Origin of the sequence: Amycolatopsis sp. NPDC049159 (genome assembly GCF_040648295.1) — a bacterium.
GTDB classification, from domain to species: Bacteria; Actinomycetota; Actinomycetes; order Mycobacteriales; family Pseudonocardiaceae; genus Amycolatopsis; species Amycolatopsis pretoriensis_A.
In genome coordinates, this window is record NZ_JBEZDL010000011.1 from 304725 (window position 1) to 325190 (window position 20466).

At 71.5% G+C, this 20466-nt stretch carries 14 protein-coding genes; 4 read left to right on the forward strand and 10 right to left on the reverse strand.

The genetic code is table 11. The annotated features are described in order from the left end of the window. Position 1: 1 nt before the first annotated feature. Genes AB0B33_RS22320 through AB0B33_RS22330 form a run of 3 tightly spaced genes read right to left on the reverse strand, consistent with a single transcriptional unit; the run spans position 2 to position 3092 of the window. The gene (locus tag AB0B33_RS22320; RefSeq protein ID WP_360774768.1) at positions 2 to 1006 is read right to left on the reverse strand and encodes an S-adenosylmethionine:tRNA ribosyltransferase-isomerase; all 1005 of its coding nucleotides are present in this window, start codon (positions 1004 to 1006) and stop codon (positions 2 to 4) included. Then, positions 1003 to 1674, reverse strand: coding sequence for an SDR family NAD(P)-dependent oxidoreductase (locus AB0B33_RS22325; RefSeq protein WP_360774771.1), 672 nt, complete (start codon positions 1672 to 1674; stop codon positions 1003 to 1005). The genes AB0B33_RS22320 and AB0B33_RS22325 overlap by 4 nt, the downstream gene beginning before the upstream one ends. Positions 1675 to 1718: 44 nt before the next feature. After that, positions 1719 to 3092, reverse strand: coding sequence for a cytosine permease (locus AB0B33_RS22330; protein ID WP_360774774.1), 1374 nt, complete (start codon positions 3090 to 3092; stop codon positions 1719 to 1721). A 145-nt stretch (positions 3093 to 3237) separates the two neighbouring features. On the opposite strand from AB0B33_RS22330, the gene AB0B33_RS22335 reads away from it, so the two are divergent. Further along, positions 3238 to 4758, forward strand: coding sequence for a sensor histidine kinase (locus AB0B33_RS22335; protein WP_360774836.1), 1521 nt, complete (start codon positions 3238 to 3240; stop codon positions 4756 to 4758). 54 nt (positions 4759 to 4812) lie between these two features. Here AB0B33_RS22335 and AB0B33_RS22340 read toward each other — a convergent pair whose 3' ends face one another. Both AB0B33_RS22340 and AB0B33_RS22345 read right to left on the reverse strand, forming a co-directional pair. Then, positions 4813 to 6744, reverse strand: coding sequence for a S53 family peptidase (locus AB0B33_RS22340; RefSeq protein WP_360774777.1), 1932 nt, complete (start codon positions 6742 to 6744; stop codon positions 4813 to 4815). 296 nt (positions 6745 to 7040) lie between these two features. Next, positions 7041 to 8183: an ROK family protein gene (locus AB0B33_RS22345; protein WP_360774780.1), complete on the reverse strand. Its 1143-nt coding sequence runs from the start codon at positions 8181 to 8183 to the stop codon at positions 7041 to 7043. 58 nt (positions 8184 to 8241) lie between these two features. Between AB0B33_RS22345 and AB0B33_RS22350 the strand changes: the two genes are divergently transcribed. Continuing rightward, a complete protein-coding gene (locus AB0B33_RS22350; RefSeq protein WP_360774783.1) occupies positions 8242 to 9459 on the forward strand; it encodes a trehalase family glycosidase in 1218 nt (405 codons plus the stop codon). On the opposite strand, the gene AB0B33_RS22355 is transcribed toward AB0B33_RS22350, so the two are convergent. Further along, the gene (locus AB0B33_RS22355; RefSeq protein ID WP_360774786.1) at positions 9447 to 11201 is read right to left on the reverse strand and encodes an alpha-L-fucosidase; all 1755 of its coding nucleotides are present in this window, start codon (positions 11199 to 11201) and stop codon (positions 9447 to 9449) included. The two genes, AB0B33_RS22350 and AB0B33_RS22355, sit on opposite strands and share 13 nt — an antisense overlap. 357 nt (positions 11202 to 11558) lie before the next feature. Between AB0B33_RS22355 and AB0B33_RS22360 the strand changes: the two genes are divergently transcribed. Next, positions 11559 to 12746 (forward strand): glycoside hydrolase family 88 protein, encoded by a 1188-nt coding sequence (locus AB0B33_RS22360; protein ID WP_360774789.1) that lies wholly within the window; start codon positions 11559 to 11561, stop codon positions 12744 to 12746. A 58-nt stretch (positions 12747 to 12804) separates the two neighbouring features. On the opposite strand, the gene AB0B33_RS22365 is transcribed toward AB0B33_RS22360, so the two are convergent. The 4 genes from AB0B33_RS22365 to AB0B33_RS22380 all read right to left on the reverse strand — a co-directional run bounded on the left by AB0B33_RS22365 (position 12805) and on the right by AB0B33_RS22380 (position 17350). After that, positions 12805 to 14268, reverse strand: a complete 1464-nt coding sequence (locus AB0B33_RS22365; protein WP_360774792.1) for a glycosyl hydrolase family 28 protein — start codon at positions 14266 to 14268, stop codon at positions 12805 to 12807. A 223-nt stretch (positions 14269 to 14491) separates the two neighbouring features. After that, entirely contained in the window at positions 14492 to 15064 is a 573-nt protein-coding gene (locus AB0B33_RS22370) for a TetR family transcriptional regulator (protein WP_360774839.1), read from the reverse strand. 24 nt (positions 15065 to 15088) lie between these two features. Continuing rightward, entirely contained in the window at positions 15089 to 16660 is a 1572-nt protein-coding gene (locus tag AB0B33_RS22375; protein WP_360774795.1) for an alkaline phosphatase D family protein, read from the reverse strand. 33 nt (positions 16661 to 16693) lie between these two features. Continuing rightward, on the reverse strand, positions 16694 to 17350 hold the full coding sequence (locus tag AB0B33_RS22380) for a hypothetical protein (protein WP_360774798.1): 657 nt from the start codon (positions 17348 to 17350) through the stop codon (positions 16694 to 16696). Positions 17351 to 17471: 121 nt separating this feature from the next. On the opposite strand from AB0B33_RS22380, the gene AB0B33_RS22385 reads away from it, so the two are divergent. Continuing rightward, the gene (locus AB0B33_RS22385; protein ID WP_360774799.1) at positions 17472 to 20405 is read left to right on the forward strand and encodes a BTAD domain-containing putative transcriptional regulator; all 2934 of its coding nucleotides are present in this window, start codon (positions 17472 to 17474) and stop codon (positions 20403 to 20405) included. Positions 20406 to 20466: the final 61 nt, after the last annotated feature.

Consider the following 20466-nt stretch of genomic DNA (forward strand, 5'->3'; position numbering starts at 1 on the left):
GTCAGCGGCGCAGCAGCAGCGACACGTCGCCGAACTCGTGCCACAGGTACCGGCGCTCCACCGCCGCGTCGTAAGCGTGCTGGACGCGGTCGTGGCCGACCACCGACTCCAGCAGCAGCAAGTGGGACGCCTCCGGGGCGTGCAGGCCCGTCACGATGCCGTCCACCAGGCGGGCCGGGTGGTCCGGGCCCAGGACCAGGTCCGTCCAGCCCTCCGCCGCGTGCGCCTCGCCGGCAGCGAACGCCGACTCCAGGGCGCGGGCCGCCGTCGTGCCCACCGCGATCACCCGGCCGCCTCGCGACCGGACCCACGAGACCAGCGCCGCCGTCGTCGGCGGGACGCGGAAGCGCTCCGGCTGGGGTGGCTCGTCCGCCTCCGGGGACGACACCCCCGTGTGCAGCAGCAGCGGTGCGAACAGCACGCCGTCCGTCACCAGGCGGGTCACCAGCTCCGTCGTGAACGGGCGGGACGCCGAGGGCATCTCCGCGCTGCCCGGCTCGCGGGCGAACACCGTCTGGTAGTCCGACAGCGGCCACGCGCTCGGGACGTACCCGTAGCGGATCGGACGCCCGGCCGCGGCGAGGAAGCCCGGGACCGGGCCCTCGACCGCCACCGAAGCGCGCCACAGCCGCTCGGTCACCGGGGATCGCAGTGTCAGCGACGCGCCGCCGGGCAGGTCCAGGACTTCGCCGGGACGGCCGTCGAGCAGCGGGCCGCCGGGGGCGCGCAGCTCCACCACCCAGCCGCCGTCGTCGAGCGGCGAGGCGAAGTGGACGACCACCGGGCGCCCGGCCCGGACGGCGTCCACCGCCGCCGGCAGCGTCCCCGACGTGTTCACCACCAGCAGGTCGCCGGCGGACAGGAACGAGCCCAGCGCCGAAAACACCGTGTGGTGGACGCCCGAGGGCCCGGCCACCAGCAGGCGGACCTCGTCGCGCGCCAGGCCGCGGGCCTCCGGCGGGGCCGACGCCGACAGCTCCGCGGGCAGCTCGAACCGGATGTTCATGCGGTCACGAGGAGGTCCGCCGCGCGGTAGCGGCCGCTGGGTGGGCGCTCGTCCAGCAACCGCAGGAACGCCGGGACGACCGACGACGGCAGCGGCCGGTCCGAGATGTCCTCGCCGGGGAACGCGCGCTGGTGCATCGCCGTGCGCAGGTCGCCCGGGTCGACCGCGTACACCGCCAGGTCCGGGTTTTCCGCGCCCAGCACCGCCGTGAGCTGGTCGAGCGCGGCCTTCGCCGAACCGTAGGCCCCCCAGCCTTCGTAGGCTTCGACGGCCGCGTCCGAGCTGATGTCGAGCACCGTCCCGCGCGCGGCCGTCAGCGCGGGCAGGAGCAGCTGCGTCAGCGCCAGCGGCGCGAACACATTCACGCGGTAGACGTCCTCCAGCTCCGCCAAGGGGTAGCTCCCCAAGGACGGCAGCGGGCTGACGCCCAGCGAGCTCGCGTTGTTGACGAGCAGGTCGAGCGACGGGCAGGCGGCGGCCAGCTGGGCGCGGTGGGCCGGGTCGGCGACGTCGCCGGGGACGGCCGTGAAGCCGGTCTCCCGTGCGGCCGCGGACAACGCGGCCGCGTCCCGGCCGTCGCCGACGACCGTCCACTTGCGACTCACCAGGGCCGCGGCGAGCGCCCGGCCCAGACCGGCGGACGCGCCGGTCACGAGTGCGGTTGGCATGGTTCCTCCTCCGAGGGGTACCACACCATCGTGAAACCTCTACATTACTTGAGGTCAACCCGGGACCGGCCGCGCAGCAGGAAGTACGCTGCCAGCGAAACGACGAGCCCGACGTAATAGGCCAGATCCGCGCCGTGCAGCGCCGCCGCCACCGGTCCCGTGTAGAGGGACGTGTTCATGAACGGCACCGCCGCGCCGAACCCGAGCACGAACGCCACGACCGCCGCCCACGGCCGTACGGAATCCGACGCGAGGACGTCCACCCGCCGCCCGCCGCGGGTGCGCGCGAGCCAGTCCGGGACGACCACGCCGAGGAACGGCGGGATCCAGTAGCTGACGAACAGCAGCACGTTCTCGAACTTCGCGGACAGGTCGCCGCTGTGCATCCAGAGGATCAGCGCGAACGCCAGCACCGTCACGACGACCGCCGACACCGGGCGCCGCAGCCGGACGCCGACCGTCTGCAGGGCCAGCGAACCGCTGTAGTCGTTCATCGCGTTCGACGACACCGCCGCCAGCGCGATCACCGCGAGCGCCAGCGCGCCCAGGAACCCGCCGCCGAGCAGTTTCGCGACGCCGGACGCCGTCTGGTCGCCCAGCGACGACCCCAGCGCGAGCCCGAGCCCCTCGCCGATCGCGTACGACGCGACGAGACCGAGCAGCGTCGCCCAGAAGACACTGCGCGACGACGTCGACGCGGGCAGGTAGCGGCTGAAGTCCGACGCGTAGGGCGCCCAGGAGATCGCCAGCGACAACGTGATCGTCGTGAACAGGACGACGCCGCCGGCCAGGTCGGCACCCGAAGCCGTGTCCGCCGCCGCGATCGGGTGGCCGGAAAGGACCTTCACGGCGAGCGCGGCGAACGCGAGCACCAGCAGCACGCTCATCACCGCCTGGACGCGGTGGATCAGCGCGTAGCCGAACACGCCGAGCGCGCACTGCAGCACCAGCACGATCAGCACCGCCGCCCAGAACGGCAGCCCGGTCAGCTCGGCCAGCGCCTCACCGCCGAACAGCCCGACGAGCGCGTCCCACGCGATCGAGCCGAGCCACTGCACCAGGCCGGGCAGGACGACCCCGCCGCCGAACGGCAGCCGGGCCAGCGGCAGCTGGCCGGTGCCGGTGCGCGGGCCCCAGGTGGACAGGTACGCGACCGGCAGCGACCCGAGCACGGTCCCCGCGAGCATCGCCGCCAGCCCGGTCCAGAAGCCGAGGCCGAGCGACGCGGCGAGGGTGCCGGTGAACACCGCCGTCATCGTCAGGTTGGGCGCGAACCACACGCTGAACAGCCGCCACGGCCTGCCGAACCGGTTGCCCTCCGGGACCGGCGCGATACCGTGGGTTTCGATCGCCAGGTCACCGCCGCCGGTGGGCATCCGCCCGCCGAAGACCTCGGCGTCCAGACCACGTCCGCTCATTTCCTGCCTCTCGTTCGCCCCGGGCTTCACCCTAAAGCGCCGCCGCCCGGTGTAACGCGAGAGCCCGAACGGGCGAATCACGGTTTGCGTGGCCGGGAGCACACCGGGAGGGGTGGGCGTGGCGCAGCACCCGCGGACGCTCGTGATGACCGGCCTGCTGATCGCCGGTCCGGCCCTCGGCGTCACCGCGCTGACGCTGAAGGCGGCCGACGGCGACCATTCCGCGCTCGACACCGCGCTCAGCACCGCGACCGGGTTCCTCTTCCTGCTCGCGGGCGCGGTCGCGCACGTCCGGCGCCCGGCCAACCCGATCGGCGTGCTCATCGCGCTCGCCGGCGTCGCGCTGTTCCTCGAAGACCTCCAGTTCACCCGCGACCCCGTGCTGTACACGATCGCCGTGCCGCTGCGCGCCGCGTCCAGCCCGGTGATCGCGCACCTCGTGCTCGCGTTCCCGCACGGCAGGCTGCGCACGCGGGGGGAACGGCTGCTCGTCGCCGCGGCCTACCTGGTGGTGCTCGGTTCCGGCGTGGTCGGGCTGCTGGCCGGCGACGACCCGCGCGACCTGCTGGCGATCCGGCCCGGCCCGGGCGGCGCCTTCGCCGACCGCGCTCTCGCGCTCGCCGCGACGGCGATCAGCGCCGGCGTGGTCGTCGTGCTGCTCTACCGCTGGCTGACCGGACGGCTGCCGCAGCGGCGCCTGCTCTCGCCGGTCGTCGCGATCGCCCTGCTGGGCGCGCTCACGTCGGGGGCGGGCACCGCGCTCGGCGACGGGCACCCGCTGTCCGAGCCGCTGCTGCAGGTGTACCGGATCCTGTTCTGCCTGTGGCCGCTGGCGTTCCTGGCCGGGGTGCTGCGCGCCCGCGTCGGCAACGCGGAGATGATCCGGCTGCTGCTGGAGCGCGACGGCAGCGGGCTGGCCGCGCTGGTGCAGGACGACGAGGTCTGGAAGGACAGCCGGTCGATCGACGCGCTCGACGCCGCGGCCGGGCTGGTGCTCGACAACCAGCGGCTCACGGCGGAGCTGGAGCAGCGGCTGGCCGAGGTGCGGGCGTCGCGGGCGCGGCTGGTGGCGGCCGGCGACGACGAGCGCCGCCGGCTGGAGCGCGACCTGCACGACGGCGCCCAGCAGCGGCTGGTGAGCGTCGTGCTGCTGCTGCGGATGACCGGCCGCCGCTACGGCGACGACCTGCCGCCGGAGGTCCGCGCCCTGCTCAGCGGCTCGGTCGACGAGCTGCAGACGGCGATCACCGAGCTGCGGGAGCTGGCCCGCGGCATCCGGCCGGCGATCCTCACCGAGGCCGGGCTGGTCGCGGCGGTCCGCTCGCTGGCCGACCGCAGCCCGATGGAGGTGGCGCTGTCGGTCGGCACGGTGCCCCGCCTCGACGCGGCGGTCGAGGCGACGGCGTACTTCGTGGCGTCGGAAGCGCTGACGAACGCGTTGAAGCACGCGGAAACCGACCACGTCGGCGTCCGGATCACGACCGAGGGCGCCGAGCTGCGGGTCGAGGTGACCGACCGGGGCGTCGGCGGCGCGTCCCTCGACGGCGGCACCGGCCTGGCCGGCCTGCGCGACCGGGTCGAGGCGCTGGGCGGCGAGCTGACCGTCTCCAGCGGCCCCGGCGGCACCGCGGTACACGCGGTCATCCCCCTAGGGGAAACGCCATGAAGGGCACCCTCATGGACTTAAAAGCCATGAGGGTGCCCTTCATGAACTACGGAACTAGACGAGCAGCAGGAACAGCAGCCCGTTGGGCGTGCCGAGACCCGTCACGTCGTCGTAGCCCGGGGTCGTGTGGATGGTGAGACCCTGGTAGTCGAGCGTGCGCACCGAGGTGAGCAGGCCGCCCGAAGCGTCGACCGAGTTCGCGTAGTCGACACGCTCCACGGCGGCGTCCACGTGCTTCACGTCGCTGATCGCCGGCGTGCGCGAGGTCAGCTTGTAGATCACGGGGTTGATGAAGCCGTGGTGGAAGTGGTCGAAGCTGTCGGCCACCGCCATGATGCCGGCGAACACCGGCGACGCGAGGCTCGTGCCGCCGATCCGGTACTGGTCGTAGTAGGCGCCGTCCGGGAAGGTCTGCGTCTGGCCGACCAGGAAGCCGGTGTTCGGGTCGCCGATCGCCGAGATGTCCGGCACGACGCGGCCCTTGTTGTTGCCGGTCTGGTTCTTCTTCGCCAGCGCGTCCGGCACGACACCCTTCTGGTAGAAGGGCTGCGCGAACAGCCGGCTCGTGCCGCCACCGGAACCGCTGGTGTAGGCCGCGGGGCCGTAGACGCCGTTGGTCAGCGAGGACTTGCTGGTCTCCCAGCCGGTCTCGAAGATCCGCTTGCCGTCCTTGCCGATCGCGATGGACGTGCCGCCGACCGCGGTGATCCACGGCGCCGAGGCGGAGAAGTCCGGCGACGGCGTGCCGAGGCGCGCGACCTCGTCGCCGTTGTCACCCGAGGAGAAGTAGACGCCGATGCCCTCGAGCACCGCCTGCAGCGAGATCTGGTTGAACACCTTGACCTCGTCGGCCGGGATGTCCTCGCCGGTGTCGCCGTAGGAGTTCGACACGATGTCGGCCTTGTGGCCGGCGATCACGTAGTTCAGCGCCACGTCGAGGGCGTTGTCCTCGCAGGACTCACCGCCGACGTAGAGGATGTCGGCGCCCGGCGCGAGACCGTGGGCGGCCTCGACGTCGAGGGTCTCCTCGCCGTACCAGCCCGCCGCGTCGCACTGGTCCGGCGGCTCGAGGACCGGGTTCGCCGGGAAGACGTGCTGCTTGAACTGGCTCTGCTTCAGCGGGTGCTGCGGGTCGTTCTTCTTGGCGTACGTGCTCGCGTCGGCGTAGATGGTCGGCGAGGCGAACGCGTCCACGATGGCGATCGTGGTGCCCTTGCCGTCCGCGCCGACCTTGTCGACACCGTAGGCCGAGCGCAGCTGCGCCGGGGTGTAGCCGCAGGGGGCGTACGGCAGGTTCTTGCCGTTGTAGGCGGGATCGGTGGTGTCGATCTTCTCGCCGTAGTAGGCACTGCACGGCCGCGCGTTGCGGAAGCCGGGCCCGGGCGCGACGTCGGACGGCGTCCCGGAACCGGTGGCGTGGTCGGGCTTGAACAGGTTGGTGGCCTGGTCCACGCCGACGACGCCGAGGACGTCGTTCGCCAGGTTCGCCGGCACCGACAGGTTCTTGTCGGCGGCGCGGAGGGTCTGGCCCTTGACCTTGTACTTGCTCAGCTTGACGTCGAACGCCTGCTGCGTCTGGCCGGCGGTACCGGTGGCCTCGACGTAGGCGCGGTTCGACGGCACCTCACCGATGCTGAAGCCGTTGCCGGTCAGCCACGACTTGACGGCGTCGACCGTGGCGTCGCTGGCGGCGAACCGGTCGCGCACCTGGTCCGGGCTCAGGTACTGGCGGTAGGTCTTGCTGTCCGGATCGGACACGGCCTGGGCCAGCGCCTCGGCACCGGCGTTGTCGCGCTGGTTCAGGTAGACCCGGAAGCTCAGCTTCGCGGCGGGCGCCGTGTCGGCGACCTTCGCCTGCGCGTTCGCCCACAACGGGTGCGACTGCGGAATGTCCTGACGCCCCTGCGCGGACGCCGTCGCCGGCAGGGCGCCGGTCAGGCCACCCACCACCGCGAGCGAAAGGAGCAGGGTGGAGCTTCTTCGCACAGAAATCTCCCTCTTCGAAACGGCCCCCGGAAAACGGGCCTTGCAACACCGGGTGAGACTAGATCGGTGTTCCGCTCGCGGGGAAGTGCTTGCGGAACCGTTATCTCGTCGCGAATTCACGCGATGTGGGGGGTGGTGCGGAAATCCGATTTGTCGGACGAAAAACGCGAGGAATGCTCCACGGTGTGCGTTAAGTCCGGTTTCCGCACCACGGGCGACGGCCGCGCGCCACCTACTAAAGTCGGGCGGTCCGTCCACTCGGGACAGTCCACGCCGTGACGGTACTTCGGCCGTGGTCAGCGCGGTGCGGCCAGCCTGCGGTCCACTTCGGCCGTCGAAAAGACCGTGTCGACGACCATCGCCACCGCGCCGCCGAGCGCGTCGCCGCGGCCGCCGATTTCGACGCGCAGGTGCTGCGTCGCCCGCGGGAGCGCGCGCCGGTAAAGCTCTTCGCGGACGCCGGCGACGAAATGCGGTTCGGCGAGATCCCCGGCGACGACCAGCACGCCCGGGTTGACCACGCAAACGAGCGTCGCGAGCACCTCCCCCACCTGGCGGCCCGCGACTTCGGCGAGCCGGACCGCCGCCGGGTCGCCCGCCAGGAGGCGGTCGCGCACGCCCGAGCCCGACGTCGTCGGCAGGCCCAGCTCGGTCAGGCGCGAGGCGAGGGCGCCTCCGCTGGCGACGGCCGCGAGGCAGCCGAGCGAACCGCACTGGCAGCGGGCGCCGGGGTGGCCCGGCAGGCGGATGTGGCCGATGTCGCCCGCGCCGCCGTCGATGCCGCGGTACACCTCGCCGCCGAGGACGATGCCGGCGCCGATGCCGGTGGACACCTTGACCACCACCAGCGCGGCCGAGTCCGGGTGGCGGGCGCGGTGCTCGCCCAGCGCCATCAGGTTCGCGTCGTTCTCGACGAGCACCGGGGCGGCGAAGCGGGCGCCGAGGTGGGCGTCGATCGGGTAGCCGTCCCAGCCCGGCATGATCGGCGGCTGCGTCACGCGGGCGCGGCCGGGTTCGACCGGGCCGGGGACGGAAACGCCGACGCCGCACACCGGCCTTCCCGCCTCGGCCAGCAGCTCGTCGAACCACCCCGCGATCCGGTCGAGCACCGGTTCCGGGCCGTCGGCGACGCGCAGCTCGCCTTCGCGGTGGGCCAGCCGCCGTCCGGCCAGGTCGGTGACCGCGGCCTCGGCGTGCGTGGTGTCGATGCTCGCGGCGAGGACGACGGCGTGCTGGTCGTCGAAGCGCAGCTGCCGCGCCGGGCGGCCGCCGGTGGAGTCCTCCTGGCCGCCCTCGGCGAGCAGGCCGGCCGCCTGGAGGCGGTCCAGGCGCGCGGTGAGGGTCGACCGGGACAGGCCGCTGCGGGTGAGCAGTGCCTTGCGCGTGGTCGCCTCCCCCGTCTTGACCAGCTGGAACAGCTCCCCGGCACTGGTCGGCATCCGACGTCTCCCCCCTTTTGTCTATTGACACTACACAAGTCCGAGATAAGTTGGACATATGGATGTAACACGAGCCGCGGCCGTACTGGCGGGCAACTGGCTCGGCTCGTCGACCGTGCCCTCGCGATCGCTCTACCCGCACCAGTGGAGCTGGGACTCGGCGTTCATCGCGATCGGCCTGCGCCACCACGCGCCCGAGCGCGCGCGGCGCGAGCTGCTGACGCTGTTCTCCGCACAGTGGCTTGACGGCCGCGTCCCGCACATCGTGTTCGACCCGGGCACCCCGCCCGAGGCGTACTTCCCCGGCCCGGCCTTCTGGCGCGCCGGGCGGACGTCCGGCATCGTCCAGCCACCGGTGCACGCGCGCGCGGTGCTGGCGGTGCACGAAGCCGCGCCGGACCGCGGATTTCTCGCGACGCTGTACCCGAAACTGCGCGCCTGGCACGAATACCTGCGGGGATCACGCGACGCGGGCGGGCACGGCCTCGCGGCGATCGTGCACCCGTGGGAGTCCGGGATGGACAACAGCCCGGCGTGGGACGAGCCGCTGGCGCGGGTCACGCCGTCAAGCGGCTTCGTCCGCCGCGACCTGGCCCACGGCACCGAGGCGGACCGGCCGAGCGACGCCGACTACGGCCGGTACGTCCGCCTCGCCGCGGACTACCGCGACAGCGATTACCGGGACTTCGGCGACTTCGTCGTCGAGGACCCGGGCTTCAACGCACTGCTGGCCGACGGCGAACTGGCGCTGGCCGAGATCGCCGAGGAGCTCGGCCTGCCGTCGGAGGAACACCGCGAATCGGCGGCGCGCATCGCGAAGGCGTTGCAGGACACGTTGTGGGACAACGGTTTCTTCTTCGCCCGTGACGTCCGCACCGGGGCGCTGACCCGGCAGCACACGTGCGCCGGGCTGCTGCCGCTGCTGCTCCCGGACCTGGCGGTCGCCCCGGCCCTGCTGGCCACGGCAACCGGCCCGCGCTTCGGCCTCGGCCGCGTCCACGGCATCCCGAGCTACGACCTGACGGCCCCGGACTTCGACCCGGCCCGCTACTGGCGCGGCCCGTCGTGGTCCAACGTCGGCTGGCTCCTCCACCGCGCCCTGCGCCACCACGGCGAACACGCGCTCGCCACCCGGCTGCGCACCGACCTCCTGACGACGGCGGCGGCCACGGACTTCGCGGAGTACTGCGACCCGCTGACCGGAGCGGGCCACGGCACCCGCTCGTTCAGCTGGACCGCGGCGCTGGCCGTGGACCTGCTGGCTCAGCCCGCGTAGGCCGAGCCCAGCCAGGTTTCGTCGAGGCGCAGGCGCTTGTAGCGCGTGCTGTCGCTCGAGGCCGCATACGTGCTCGTCACCCGCAGGCGGACGTACCTCGTCGTCGTCGCCGGCAGGTCGATGAACTGGACGCCGCGGTGGCTCGGGAGGGTGCCGGACTTCAGGGCGCTCCCCCAGTTCTTGCCGTCGGCCGAGACGAACACCTGGTAGGCCTTGATGCGCGCGGACTGCTCGGTGTCCGACCGGGCGTAGCTCACCGAGTCTTCGCGCTGGTTGAGGCCGACGTACCGGACCGGCCGCGCGGCGCCGAGGTCGTAATCCAGGTCGACCGGGAGCGTCTTGCCGTTGTCGAAGTACGTGAGGTAGTCGCCGTCGCTCGCGGACTGTCCACTGTGGCCACTGGCGGACGCGCTCGCCTTCAGCGTCACGGTACGCGGGTCGTACGTTCCCGTGCGGCCCGCCGTTTCGACCTTGAACACCGTGTCGTAGGCGTCCCAGCCCGACAGCCCGGACAGCGTCAGGGTGCCACCACCTTGGCCGAACGAGATCGCGGCGCCGGTGCGGAGGTTCGTGACGCCCGAGACGCGGTAGCCGTTGTCGCGGATCTTCAAGGTGCTCCCCGACGGCTTGGTCAGCACGTGCACGTACTGCGTTCCGCCGCGGATCGTGATGACGCCGTGCGCTCCGTCGTTCCAGAAGCCCGGTTGCATGCCGCCGTACATGTACCCCGCGCCTTCGGTGCCGTCGAGGGATTCCGCGATCGCGCCGAGGTAGCCGGCCGCGAAGTTGTTGAACGCCTCCTGGTTCGCCGGGAACCGGCCGTTCACCATCGCCGTCTCGGCCATCAGGGACTTGATCGACGAGCCGGCGTTCGTCACCAGGCGGCCGAGGTTGAGCGCCTTGGTCACCGGCGGGTTCGAGCCGCCGTACCACCAGGAACCGGTGTCGGGCAGCTTGAAGCACGCTTCCGTGAGCCGGGGCATCGCCGTGTACGTCGCCTGCGGGTAGTCGTACGACGGCGTCATGCCGGTCTTCTGCTCGTTGCTGATCGTGTCCATGATCGGCGTGTCTTCGTTGTTGTTGCTCAGCAGGTAGTCCGGGCGCTGCTGGTAGATCTGCCGGTACAGGTCGTGGGACTCCCAGTAGGCGTTGTCGTTGTCGATCCAGAACCCGCCGAGGTCCGGGTAGTTCTTCATGACCTCGAAGAAGTTGTCGTAGCTGAACTGGCCGAAGCCGTCCTGGCCGTCGAGGTCCACCGTCTTGCCCTTGTACTTCGAGTAACCTGCCGAGTCGAGCCACTCGTGGCCGCCCTCGTCGTGCCACTGGGCGTCGTTGGTCATGTAGAGGATGACCTTGAGCCCCTCGGTCTTCGCCGCGGCGACCAGCTCGCCGAGGAAGTCCCGTTTGGTGCTGCAGCTGCCCGGGATCTTCGACGGCCACGCCCGCGAGTAGCCGAGGCGGCTGTGGAAGGAGGCCAGCACCAGGTAGGAAGCGTGCAGCTTCTTCGCCTCGGTGACCCAGTAAGCGGGACTCCACCCGCCGTCGGTGATCGCCTTCTCCCAGGCGCTGCAACTGGTGTAGCCGGGCGAGGTGCGCATGCCCCAGTGCAGGAACAGGCCCGCCTGGCTCTCACGCAGCCACTGCTGGGAGGGTTTCTGCAGATCGGCCGACGCCGGCGCGGCGGTGAGCCCGGCCACCGCCAGCAGAGAAGCGCACACGACACCCAAGCGACGCAAGAACATCGATGACCTCCAGTGGTCTGGTCCACCCGGAGTGGTACTCCTCCGGTTCGCCGTCGGTCAAGCCTCTGATCCGACCTTTGGCACCCGTTTCGCCCACCGGTACACCGAAGTACCCGCCATTCGGGTCAAGTATCTGATATATGACTTAAGAGGTCGGACCTCTATTGACCGGCTCTCGCGAGGCGAGTACATGTTCTCCGTGGGAAGCGCTTTCGCTCCCCGACCACCGCTCCGGCGAAACGGGTAGCACGCCGCGCCCCAGAGCCGGCCGGGATGCCGACGGACGGCGGATCGGCATCCCGGCCACCTCTTCGCACCACCCGCGTCGCGGGGGCCAGTGCAGGAAAGGGACGACGCATGTCCGAGCACCCCCTTCGCCCGACCCGGCGCGCGGTCCTGACCGGCACGCTCGGCGCGCTCGGTGCCCTCGCCGCGGCGGGCCCCGTCGCGCGCGCGGCCGACCGGCTGCCCCCGATCGGCGGTGCCGCGCCGCCACCGGACTGGTCGCGGGCGGTCATCGACTCGACGATGAAGCGCTACACGCCGGGCACCATCGGCGGCTGGGGCTACACCCTCGGGCTCTACCTCTACGGCCAGTACCTCTTCTACCAGCGCACCGGCGAACAGAAGTACCTCGACTACATCGTCGCCTGGTACGACCGGTTCATCACCGACAGCGGGATCTCCAACAGCTTCACGAACCTCGACTCGATGCGCTCGTGCCAGCTGCTGCCGCTGCTCTACGCCGAAACGGGCCGCAAGAAGTACAAGACGGCGGCCGACCAGCTGCGCAAGCGGTTCCCGGCCTACCCCCGCACGTCCGACGGCGGCATGTTCCACGCCACGAGCAAGGTCGGCCAGCTGTGGGGCGACGGTGTGTACATGGCCCAGCCGTTCCTCGCGCTCTACGGCGCCGCGTTCGACGACGGCGCGTACTGCTTCGAGGAGGCGGCGAAGAACATCTCGGTGTACTTCAGCCACCTCCGCGAGCCGGCGAAGGGCCTGCTGTACCACGCTTACGACGAGGACGGCTCCGAATCCTGGTCGTCGGGGGCCGGGCACCACTCGAAGTACCACTGGGCCCGAGCGATCGGCTGGTTCGGCATGGCCACGATCGACATCCTCGAGGTGCTCCCGGCGGACCACCCGCGCCGGGCCGCGCTGATCGACGTCGTGCGGTTCCTGGCCGCGGGCTACCAGCGCTACCAGGACCCGGCCAGCGGCCGCTGGTACCAGGTCGTCGACCGCGGCGGCGAGGCGAAGAACTGGCTGGAGACGTCGGCGTCGTCGATGTACGCGTTCACGATCGCCCGCGGTGTCCAGCGCGGCTACCTGCCCTCGTCCTACCAGGCGGTGGCGGACAAGGGCTACGCCGGCGTGCTGAAGAAGATCTCCCTCGGCTCCGACGGCCTCACGAACATCACCGACATCTGCGAGGGCACCAACGTCGGCGACCTGTCCTACTACTACGCGCGGGCCCGCAAGACGAACGACTTCCACGGCCTGGGCGCGTTCCTGATCATGAACGAGCAGTTCCACCACTGACCACGAGGCGCGCCGCAGGAGGGGCCCCGGCTTTCCGGCCGGGGCCCCTCCGTTTTCGTCAGCAGTCCGAAGTGGACCCCGTCGCGTTCACGCGCAGCGCCGAGTCCCGGACGCAGTAGCCCGTCACCGACTGGAAGCCGATGTCGTACGGGCTCTTACTGCCTTTCTCCGCGGTAAAGTGGTCGAACGTGATGTCCGAGCTGTTGTTGACGATGCTCGCCGGGCGGCCGTCGTCCTTCCCGAAGTCCACCGAGCTGTCCACGAACCGGATGCCGGCCGCGTAGTGCAGGTACCAGCCGTAGGACGGGCGGGTGCCGATGCTCTTCGGGTTGTAGTCCGTCGCGTCGTTGCTCGGCACGCCGGTGCCCGCGGTCCCGTTGCCACCGGGCACGGTCAGCTTGACACCGGTGAAGGTGACATCGGAGACGCGGTGACCGCTGTCCGCGCCCCAGATCGTCGGGCTGAAGTTGCTACCGGTGTGCGTGCCGGTGACGTTGTCGAACGTGATCCCGCTGATCGAGCCGACGCCGGGGTTGTTCCCGCACCGTTTCCGCGTGCCGATCTTCATCATGACCGGCGAATACGTACCCGACATCGTGATGTTGCGGTAGTGCACGTCGGAGATCTTCGCGCCGTCCATGGAAACGATGCCGAGACCCGATTTGTGCGCGCCGGTGATCGAGATGTCCGAGAACCGGTAGCCGGTGAAGTCACCGCAGGTCTCGGACCCGAACATCAGCGCGTTGCAGCACACCGCCGAGAGTTTCGCGCCGGTCACCGTGACGTTCCCGTTCGGCAGTTTCGCGCCGAGCGCGTAGTCGCTCTTGAACACGAGCGCGTCGTCGTTGGCCGCGATGGCGGCGTTGGTGATGGTGACGTTCGTGGTGCTGATGATGTTCCAGCCGTCGCGATCGCCCGCCGTGTCGATGGTCAGGTGGTCGGAGACGACGTTCTTGCACCCGTTGACCAGCGCCGCGAAGTGCCCGCCGCGACGCAGCTTGATGCCGGACAACGTCAGCCCGTCGCACCGGGTGAGCGACAGGATCTTGTCCGCCTCACCGGATTTCGGGTTGCCGGTGATCAGGTTGCCGCCGCCGTCGATCGTGCCCGCGCCGGTGAAACCGATGTTCGTCAGCTTGTCGCCGGCGAACATCGCGTTGTGGAAGTGGCTGTGGCCGTAGTCCTGGTAGTCGTCCCAGGGGTTCGATTCGGGCTTGTCGTAGGTGTCCGCACCGGACCCGGTGATCGTCGCGCCCGCGTCGAGCTGGATCGTCACGTTGCTCTTGAGGTGCACCGTGTTCGCGGACTTGTAGGTACCCGAGGGGAACCGGACGGTACCGCCGCCCGCGGCGTTGGCCGCCGTGATCGCCTTGTCGACCGCGGAAGAGTCGTTGGCGGAACCGTTGCCCTTCGCGCCGTAGTCCTTCACGTCGTAGACGCCACCGGGCGCCGCCGCGGAGATTCCGGTACCGGCCACCACCAGCCCGGCCACCGCCCAGCTGATCAGCAAAGATCTTTTCACCGTGAGACCGCCTTGTCATGGAATCGGGAAATTCGGCATGACGGCGGAGAACCCAGATTACGAGTGGCGCCAACGGACTGTCAAGATCGACTGGCTCGGGGGACCCGCGCCACCCCCAGTCGGACGCGGGTCCCCCGGGGTCCTTTCGGGATTCCGCAGTCTACCGCCGGCGCCCCCGGGGATACCGTGCGAATTTCACGCCCGGACCGAGAATCCCGCATGATCAGGCGAACTCTGGTCCGGACGACAGCAGTGTGAACGCCCGATCGGCCGCCTCGACGGCCGCCGGAAAGCGCTGTCCCGCCGGGACGCCGGCCGCCACCGCGGCCATGTTGGCCGTGGCCAGCACCCGGCGGACCGCCGAAATCCGCGCGGCCGCGAGACTCGCGTCGAGCGCCGGGACGCCGGCCTCCCCGAGCGCGGCGGCCAGCGCCGCCTCCCCCGCACCGGCGAACCCGGCCGGCCGGGTCGTCAGCGCCGGGGTTCCGGTGACCAGCCGGAACACCGCGAGCACGCCGGGCTCGTCGCACAACCCGGTCACCGGTGCACGCTCGTCCAACCCGCGCAGGAACGCCTCCCGCAGCGCTTCGAAGGCTCCCTGCCCGGGCCGGCGGGCGCGGACGACGGCCGCCGCGCCGGTCTCGTGGTCGGCGAACCGGTGCAGCACCAGGTCCTCTTTGGTCGGGAAGTAGGCGAAGAGCGTCCGCTTGGACACCTCGGCCGCGCCCGCCACTTCGGCGACCCCGACGGCGTCGAACCCGCCCTCAAGGAAGAGCTGGATCGCCGCCGCCGAGATCGCCGTCCGCGTAGCGTCCCGGGGTCAGACCTTCTGCAGGCCAGGCCGGCCCGCTTGCACTACGTAACTGACATCGTTCTTGATCACGACCGACGCCGGGTCGTAGACGCTGGTGTCCGACGTGGTCATGAAATCCGCTCGCGTCTGCCCGGGCGTGGTCGTGACGCGGACGTAGCCGCGCTCGCCCTTGCAGTACTTGACGTGGGGGTTGTTCGCGTACCAGGCCGCGCTCGGCGCGGTCGCGGTGTCGCTGTTGCTCGTCACCGACGTCGTGACCAGCTCCGAGCCGATGACCGGGTCGCTGTGGTCGAAGTAGTCCAGCCGCAGGTCGGCGGCCCAGTGCCGGTGGACGTCGCCGGTGAGCACGACGGGGTTGGCGACCTTGCGGTCCACCCAGCCCTGCTGGATCCGGTTGCGGGAGGCCTCGTAGCCCTGCCAGGAGTCGGGGCTCTCGCAGGTGGCCTTGTTCCCGTCACCATCGCGCGTGGCGAAGAAGACCTGCTGGCCGAGGAAGTCCCACGTCGTCGGGTGCGACTCGAACTGCTTGAGCAGCCAGGCTTCCTCGGTGCTGCCGAGGATGCTGCGCGAGGTGCTGCGAGTGTCCGTGCACGACGGCCCGGTCGAGCCGGACGGGTCGGCCACCTGGGCGCTGCGGTACTGGCGCGTGTCGAGCATGTGGAAGCGGGCGAGGTTGCCCCAGACGAACTGGCGGTACAGCTGGATCGACGAGCCGTTCGGCTTGGCCGTGGACCGGATCGGGGTGTTCTCGTAGAACGCCTGGAACCCGGCGGCCTTGCGCGCGGCCGTCGCGGGCGAGGTGGTGCCGTTCCAGTTGTTCATCACTTCGTGGTCGTCGAACACCACGATCCACGGCGCGATCGCGTGCGCGGCCTGCAGGTCGGCGTCGGTCTTGTGCTGCGCGTGGCGGGCGCGGTACTGCGCGAGCGTCGTCACGTCCTCGGTGAAGGCCAGGCTGCGCGGGTTGCGTTCCGCGGCGGCGCGGCCCGACTTCTTCTCGTAGATGTAGTCGCCGAGGAACAGCACCAGGTCCGGGTCGTCGGCCACGATGCCCTTGTACGCGTGGTAGTAGCCCTCCTCCCAGTGCTGGCAGGAGCTGAAGCAGTACTTGAGCTGGTTGACCGCGGCACCGGCGGCGGGCGCGGTGCGCGTCCGGCCGACCGGCGAAAGGTAGCCGCCGGTCTTGAAGCGGTAGAAGTACTCCCGCGCGGGCTGCAGGCCGGTCGGTTCGATGTGGACGCTGTGCGCGGCCGCGCGGACGGCGCTCACCTGGCCGCTCTGCACGATCGAGCTGAACGCCTGGTCGTTCGCGATCTCCCAGTCGACCGCGTAGGTGGCGTCCGGCATGCCGCCGAAGCCGTCCGGGTCGAGCGGGGCCGGCGCGAGTCTCGTCCACAGCACCACGCTGTCGGGCAGCGGATCGCCGGACGCGACGCCGAGCTGGAAGGGATCGTGGATAGTAGGGGCGGCGGCCGTGGTGCGGGCGTTCGCCCACGACGGCAGCGCCGCCGAAGCCGCGGTGGCGGTGACCGCGGCGAGGCCGCCGAGGAGCACCTTGCGCCGGTTGACCTGACCCATGGTGGAAAGCCCTTTCTCTTCCTGTGGACGCGGTCAGGCCGCGAAGTCGGTGAGGCCGTCGCTGCAGGACTTCAGGTCCGGCTTGCCGGTGGTGTAGTTGGCGACGCAGACCTTGTAGAAGACCCAGCCGCCGTGCGGGACGGAGACGGCCTTGTCGGCCTTCGTGCCCTCGCCACCGGAGTTCCAGACGTAGAACGGCCCGGCGCCGCCCTTGAGCCAGTAGGCGACGACGGCGGAGTAGCCGTCGGCGTTCGTGTCGTAGACCAGGAAGTGCGAGTCGGACGAGCGGTACTGCCCTTCGCCGGCACAGGCGCCGGCGCACTGGGCGCTGCCCGTGCCGACCCCGCAGTCCGGCGCGATCCGCGTGTCGGAACCGGTGTAGACGTAGGTGTCCGAGATGTACCCGCCGAGCGCGGGCACGTAGTCCCAGAGCGTGCTGGTGCCGTAGGTGCCGGTCACCGAGGAGCCGGTGAGCTGGCAGTCGATGGCCACGGTCGCGCCGTTCGCGACGGTCTTGACGGCCGTGGCGCTGGCGGTCGGCGCCCGGCGGACGTTGAGCGGGTCGCCCGCGGTCTTCACGGTGCCGCTCGCCGCGGCGGACGCCTCGAGCGCGCCGCCGGCCGCGAGCGAGCCGATCGCCGCCACGATCACCCCGAGTCCGGCGATACGCCGGAGGTTCAAACGCTTCATGGCGGGAGCGTGACCGCGGCCCGTACACGTCTCGTACAAAGCCCGTCCTCGCGCGCACGCGCGCGCCCAGACACTCCGAATGGATCTATCGCCCGAGGTCGGGCGGTCATAGCATCCGCTCATGGGGGAACTCATCGGGCAGGTTGAGACCACCTCGCTGACCATCCGCGTGCTCGGCCCGCTGGAGGTCACCGCCGCCGGGCGGGTGATCGCGCTGGGCGGGCCGAAGCCCCGGCTGCTGCTGGCCGCGCTGGCGCTGCAGCCGAACGTCGTCGTGTCCACCGACGTCCTGGTCGAAGTGCTGTGGCCGGAATCGGCACCGCGGTCGGCGGCGGCGAACATCCGCACGTACGTCCATTCGCTGCGAAGGCGTTTCGCCGAAATCGACCCCGGTCTCGGCGAACGGATCAGCAGCCGCGCGTCCGGCTACCTGCTGACCGCGTCCCCCGCGGAGCTGGACCACCTCGCCTTCGCGGCGTTGGCGGGCGAAGCGCAGGAAGAGCTCGATCGCGACCGGGCCGAGAGCGCTCTCAAGCTGCTCGACCGCGCCGACGCGCTGTGGCGCGGCGAAGTCCTCGAAGGACTGCCGCACGACCACAGCTGGGGCGCGACCGTCGCCCGGCTCGCCGAACTCCGGCTGTCGGTGCAGGAACAGCGCCTGCGCGCGCGGATCGGCCTCGGCCGCTGCGGGGAGGCCGTCGCCGAGCTGCGGGGGCTGGTCACCGAGCACCCGCTGCGCGAAGAGCTCTGGGCGCAGCTGATCGTCGCGTTGCGCGCCGCGGGGCGGACCGCCGACGCGATCGAGGCGTACGAGTCGGCCGAGCGCGTCCTGCGCGAAGAGCTCGGCGCCGGACCGGGTGCGCGGCTGCGCGAGCTGCGCGCGACGCTGGTGCCGGAGACCGTCGCCGCCCCGCGCCCCGCCGACGTCGCCCCGGTCTGCCAGCTGCCGCTCGACCTGCCGGACTTCACCGGCCGTGACGACGTGATCCGCGACGTCGTCGCCCTGATGCGGGACCGGGCCGACTCGGGCACGCCCGCCGTCATCGTGCTCACCGGCGCGCCCGGGGTCGGGAAGTCGGCGCTCGCCGTCCGCATCGCGCACGCGGTCCGCGAGGAGTTCGCCGACGGCCAGCTGCACGTCGACCTGGCCGGCACGTCGTCTTCGCCGCGCGCGCCGATGGGCGTGCTCGCCGAGCTGCTGCACGCGCTCGGCGTCCCGGACGCGGGCCTGCCGCGGGAGCCGGCCGAGCGGTCGGCGCTGCTGCGGTCGCGGCTGGCCGGGCGGCGGATGTGCGTCGTGCTCGACGACGCCGGGAGCGCCGCCCAGGTGCGGCCGCTGCTGCCCGGGGCCGGCGCGTGCGCGGTGCTGGTGACCAGCCGGATCCGGCTGCCGGGGCTGGCCGGCGCGAAGGCGGTCGACGTCGACCTGCTGCCCGAGGCCGAGGCCGCGCGGCTGCTGCAGGGCATCGTCGGCGCCGAGCGGGTGGCCGCCGAGCCGGAGAGCGCGGCGGCGATCCTGCGCCAGTGCGGGCACCTGCCGCTGGCCATCCGGGTGGCCGGCGCGAAGCTGACGCACCGGCCGGGCTGGACGCTGCGGCTGCTGGCCGACCGGCTGCGCGACGAGCACCGGCGGCTCGACGAACTGCGCGTCGGCGACCTCGCCGTCCGGGCGAGCGTGACGCTGTCCTACGACCTGCTGCCGATGTCCGCGGCCACCGCGTTCCGCGGGCTCGGGCTGCTCGGGCCGGTCCAGTTCCCGCCGTGGGCGGTCGCGGCCGTGCTCGGCCGCCGCGACGCCGAAGACGTGCTCGACGTGCTGGTCGACGGCCACCTCGTCGAGCTGGTCGGGTCCGATTCGGCGGGGCAGCCGCGGTACCGGCTCCACGACCTGCTGCGCGTGTACGCGGTCGAGCTGGCGGCGCGGAGCGACGCGGAGAAGACGCGGGCTGCCCTGCGCCGGGTCCTGACCGGCTACCTGGCGCTGGCGCTGGAGGCCGCGCGCCGGATGCCGCTGCACTTCTTCGGCATGTACTGCGACGACGAGCTGCCGCGCCCGGCGGTGCCCGCGGACGTCCTGCCCGACGACCCGGCGGCGTGGTTCGCGGCCGAGCGCCACACCAGCGTCGCGGCGGTTTCCCTGGCCGCGGACAACGGCTTCGACGACCTGGCCTGGCAGCTGGCGTCGGCGCTGGCACCGTACTTCGACCTGCGCGGCCACCAGGACGACTGGCACAGCACCCACCTCATCGCCCTGGCCGCGGCCCGCCGCACGGGCTCACTGCGCGCGGAGGCGATCGTCCAGCGCAACCTCGGGCAGTACCTGCTCTACCAGGACGAATACGCGGGTTCGCGGGTGGCGTTCGAGGAGTCCCGGGCGCTGTTCGAGCGGGTCGGCGACGCGCAGGGGGCCGGCATCGCGCTGACCGGGCTCGCCACGATCCTGCGCATCGAGGGCGAGGACGACCGCGCACTCGACCACTGCCACGAGGCGCTCAAGCTGTTCGCGGAGGCGGACGACCCGCACGGCGAAGCGGTGGCCCGCATCGGCGCGGGCGCGGTCTGGATGTCCCGAGGCTGCTACGCGGCGGCGAAGCGCTGGTTCACCGACGCCTTGGAGCTGTCCGCGGCGATCGGCGACCGGCACCGCGAAGCCCACGCGTTCAAGCGCCTGGGCCTGCTGTTCCAGCACCAGGGCAACCTGGCGGCGGCCCGCGAGCACGTCGACCGGGCGATCGCGATCTTCACCGACCTCGGTGACGATCATTGTGTGGGGTACGCGAACCAGAACCTCGGTGAGTTGTGCCTGCACAGTGGGGACTTCGCGCATGCGCAGCTGTTGCTGGTGAACTCGTTGTCGGTGCACCGCCGGAACGGGGACCGCCGGTCGGAGGCGGAGGTTTCGCAGCTGCTCGGGGAGCTGCACCGGGCGCTTTCGCAGCCGGAGCGGTCGCGGGACTACTCGGAGCGGGCGCTGGCGATCTGGCGGGAGCTGTCCTCCTCCCGGCCCCCGGCTCCCGCGGCGCCCGCCGAGCCGCCGCACATCGTTTCCGCCTGACGCCCGGGTGCACAACCTGCTTGTACGGATCGTGTACGTCGTCCCGTCAGTCTTTCGCCAC

What these genes read in the sequence shown, in the direction of transcription:
- AB0B33_RS22320 (WP_360774768.1), bottom strand. Translation starts at nt 1,006, where the DNA reads ATGAACATCCGGTTCGAGCTGCCCGCGGAGCTGTCGGCGTCGGCCCCG.
- AB0B33_RS22325 (WP_360774771.1), bottom strand. Translation starts at nt 1,674, where the DNA reads ATGCCAACCGCACTCGTGACCGGCGCGTCCGCCGGTCTGGGCCGGGCG.
- AB0B33_RS22330 (WP_360774774.1), bottom strand. Translation starts at nt 3,092, where the DNA reads ATGAGCGGACGTGGTCTGGACGCCGAGGTCTTCGGCGGGCGGATGCCC.
- AB0B33_RS22335 (WP_360774836.1), top strand. Translation starts at nt 3,238, where the DNA reads ATGACCGGCCTGCTGATCGCCGGTCCGGCCCTCGGCGTCACCGCGCTG.
- AB0B33_RS22345 (WP_360774780.1), bottom strand. Translation starts at nt 8,183, where the DNA reads ATGCCGACCAGTGCCGGGGAGCTGTTCCAGCTGGTCAAGACGGGGGAG.
- AB0B33_RS22350 (WP_360774783.1), top strand. Translation starts at nt 8,242, where the DNA reads ATGGATGTAACACGAGCCGCGGCCGTACTGGCGGGCAACTGGCTCGGC.
- AB0B33_RS22355 (WP_360774786.1), bottom strand. Translation starts at nt 11,201, where the DNA reads ATGTTCTTGCGTCGCTTGGGTGTCGTGTGCGCTTCTCTGCTGGCGGTG.
- AB0B33_RS22360 (WP_360774789.1), top strand. Translation starts at nt 11,559, where the DNA reads ATGTCCGAGCACCCCCTTCGCCCGACCCGGCGCGCGGTCCTGACCGGC.
- AB0B33_RS22375 (WP_360774795.1), bottom strand. Translation starts at nt 16,660, where the DNA reads ATGGGTCAGGTCAACCGGCGCAAGGTGCTCCTCGGCGGCCTCGCCGCG.
- AB0B33_RS22380 (WP_360774798.1), bottom strand. Translation starts at nt 17,350, where the DNA reads ATGAAGCGTTTGAACCTCCGGCGTATCGCCGGACTCGGGGTGATCGTG.
- AB0B33_RS22385 (WP_360774799.1), top strand. Translation starts at nt 17,472, where the DNA reads ATGGGGGAACTCATCGGGCAGGTTGAGACCACCTCGCTGACCATCCGC.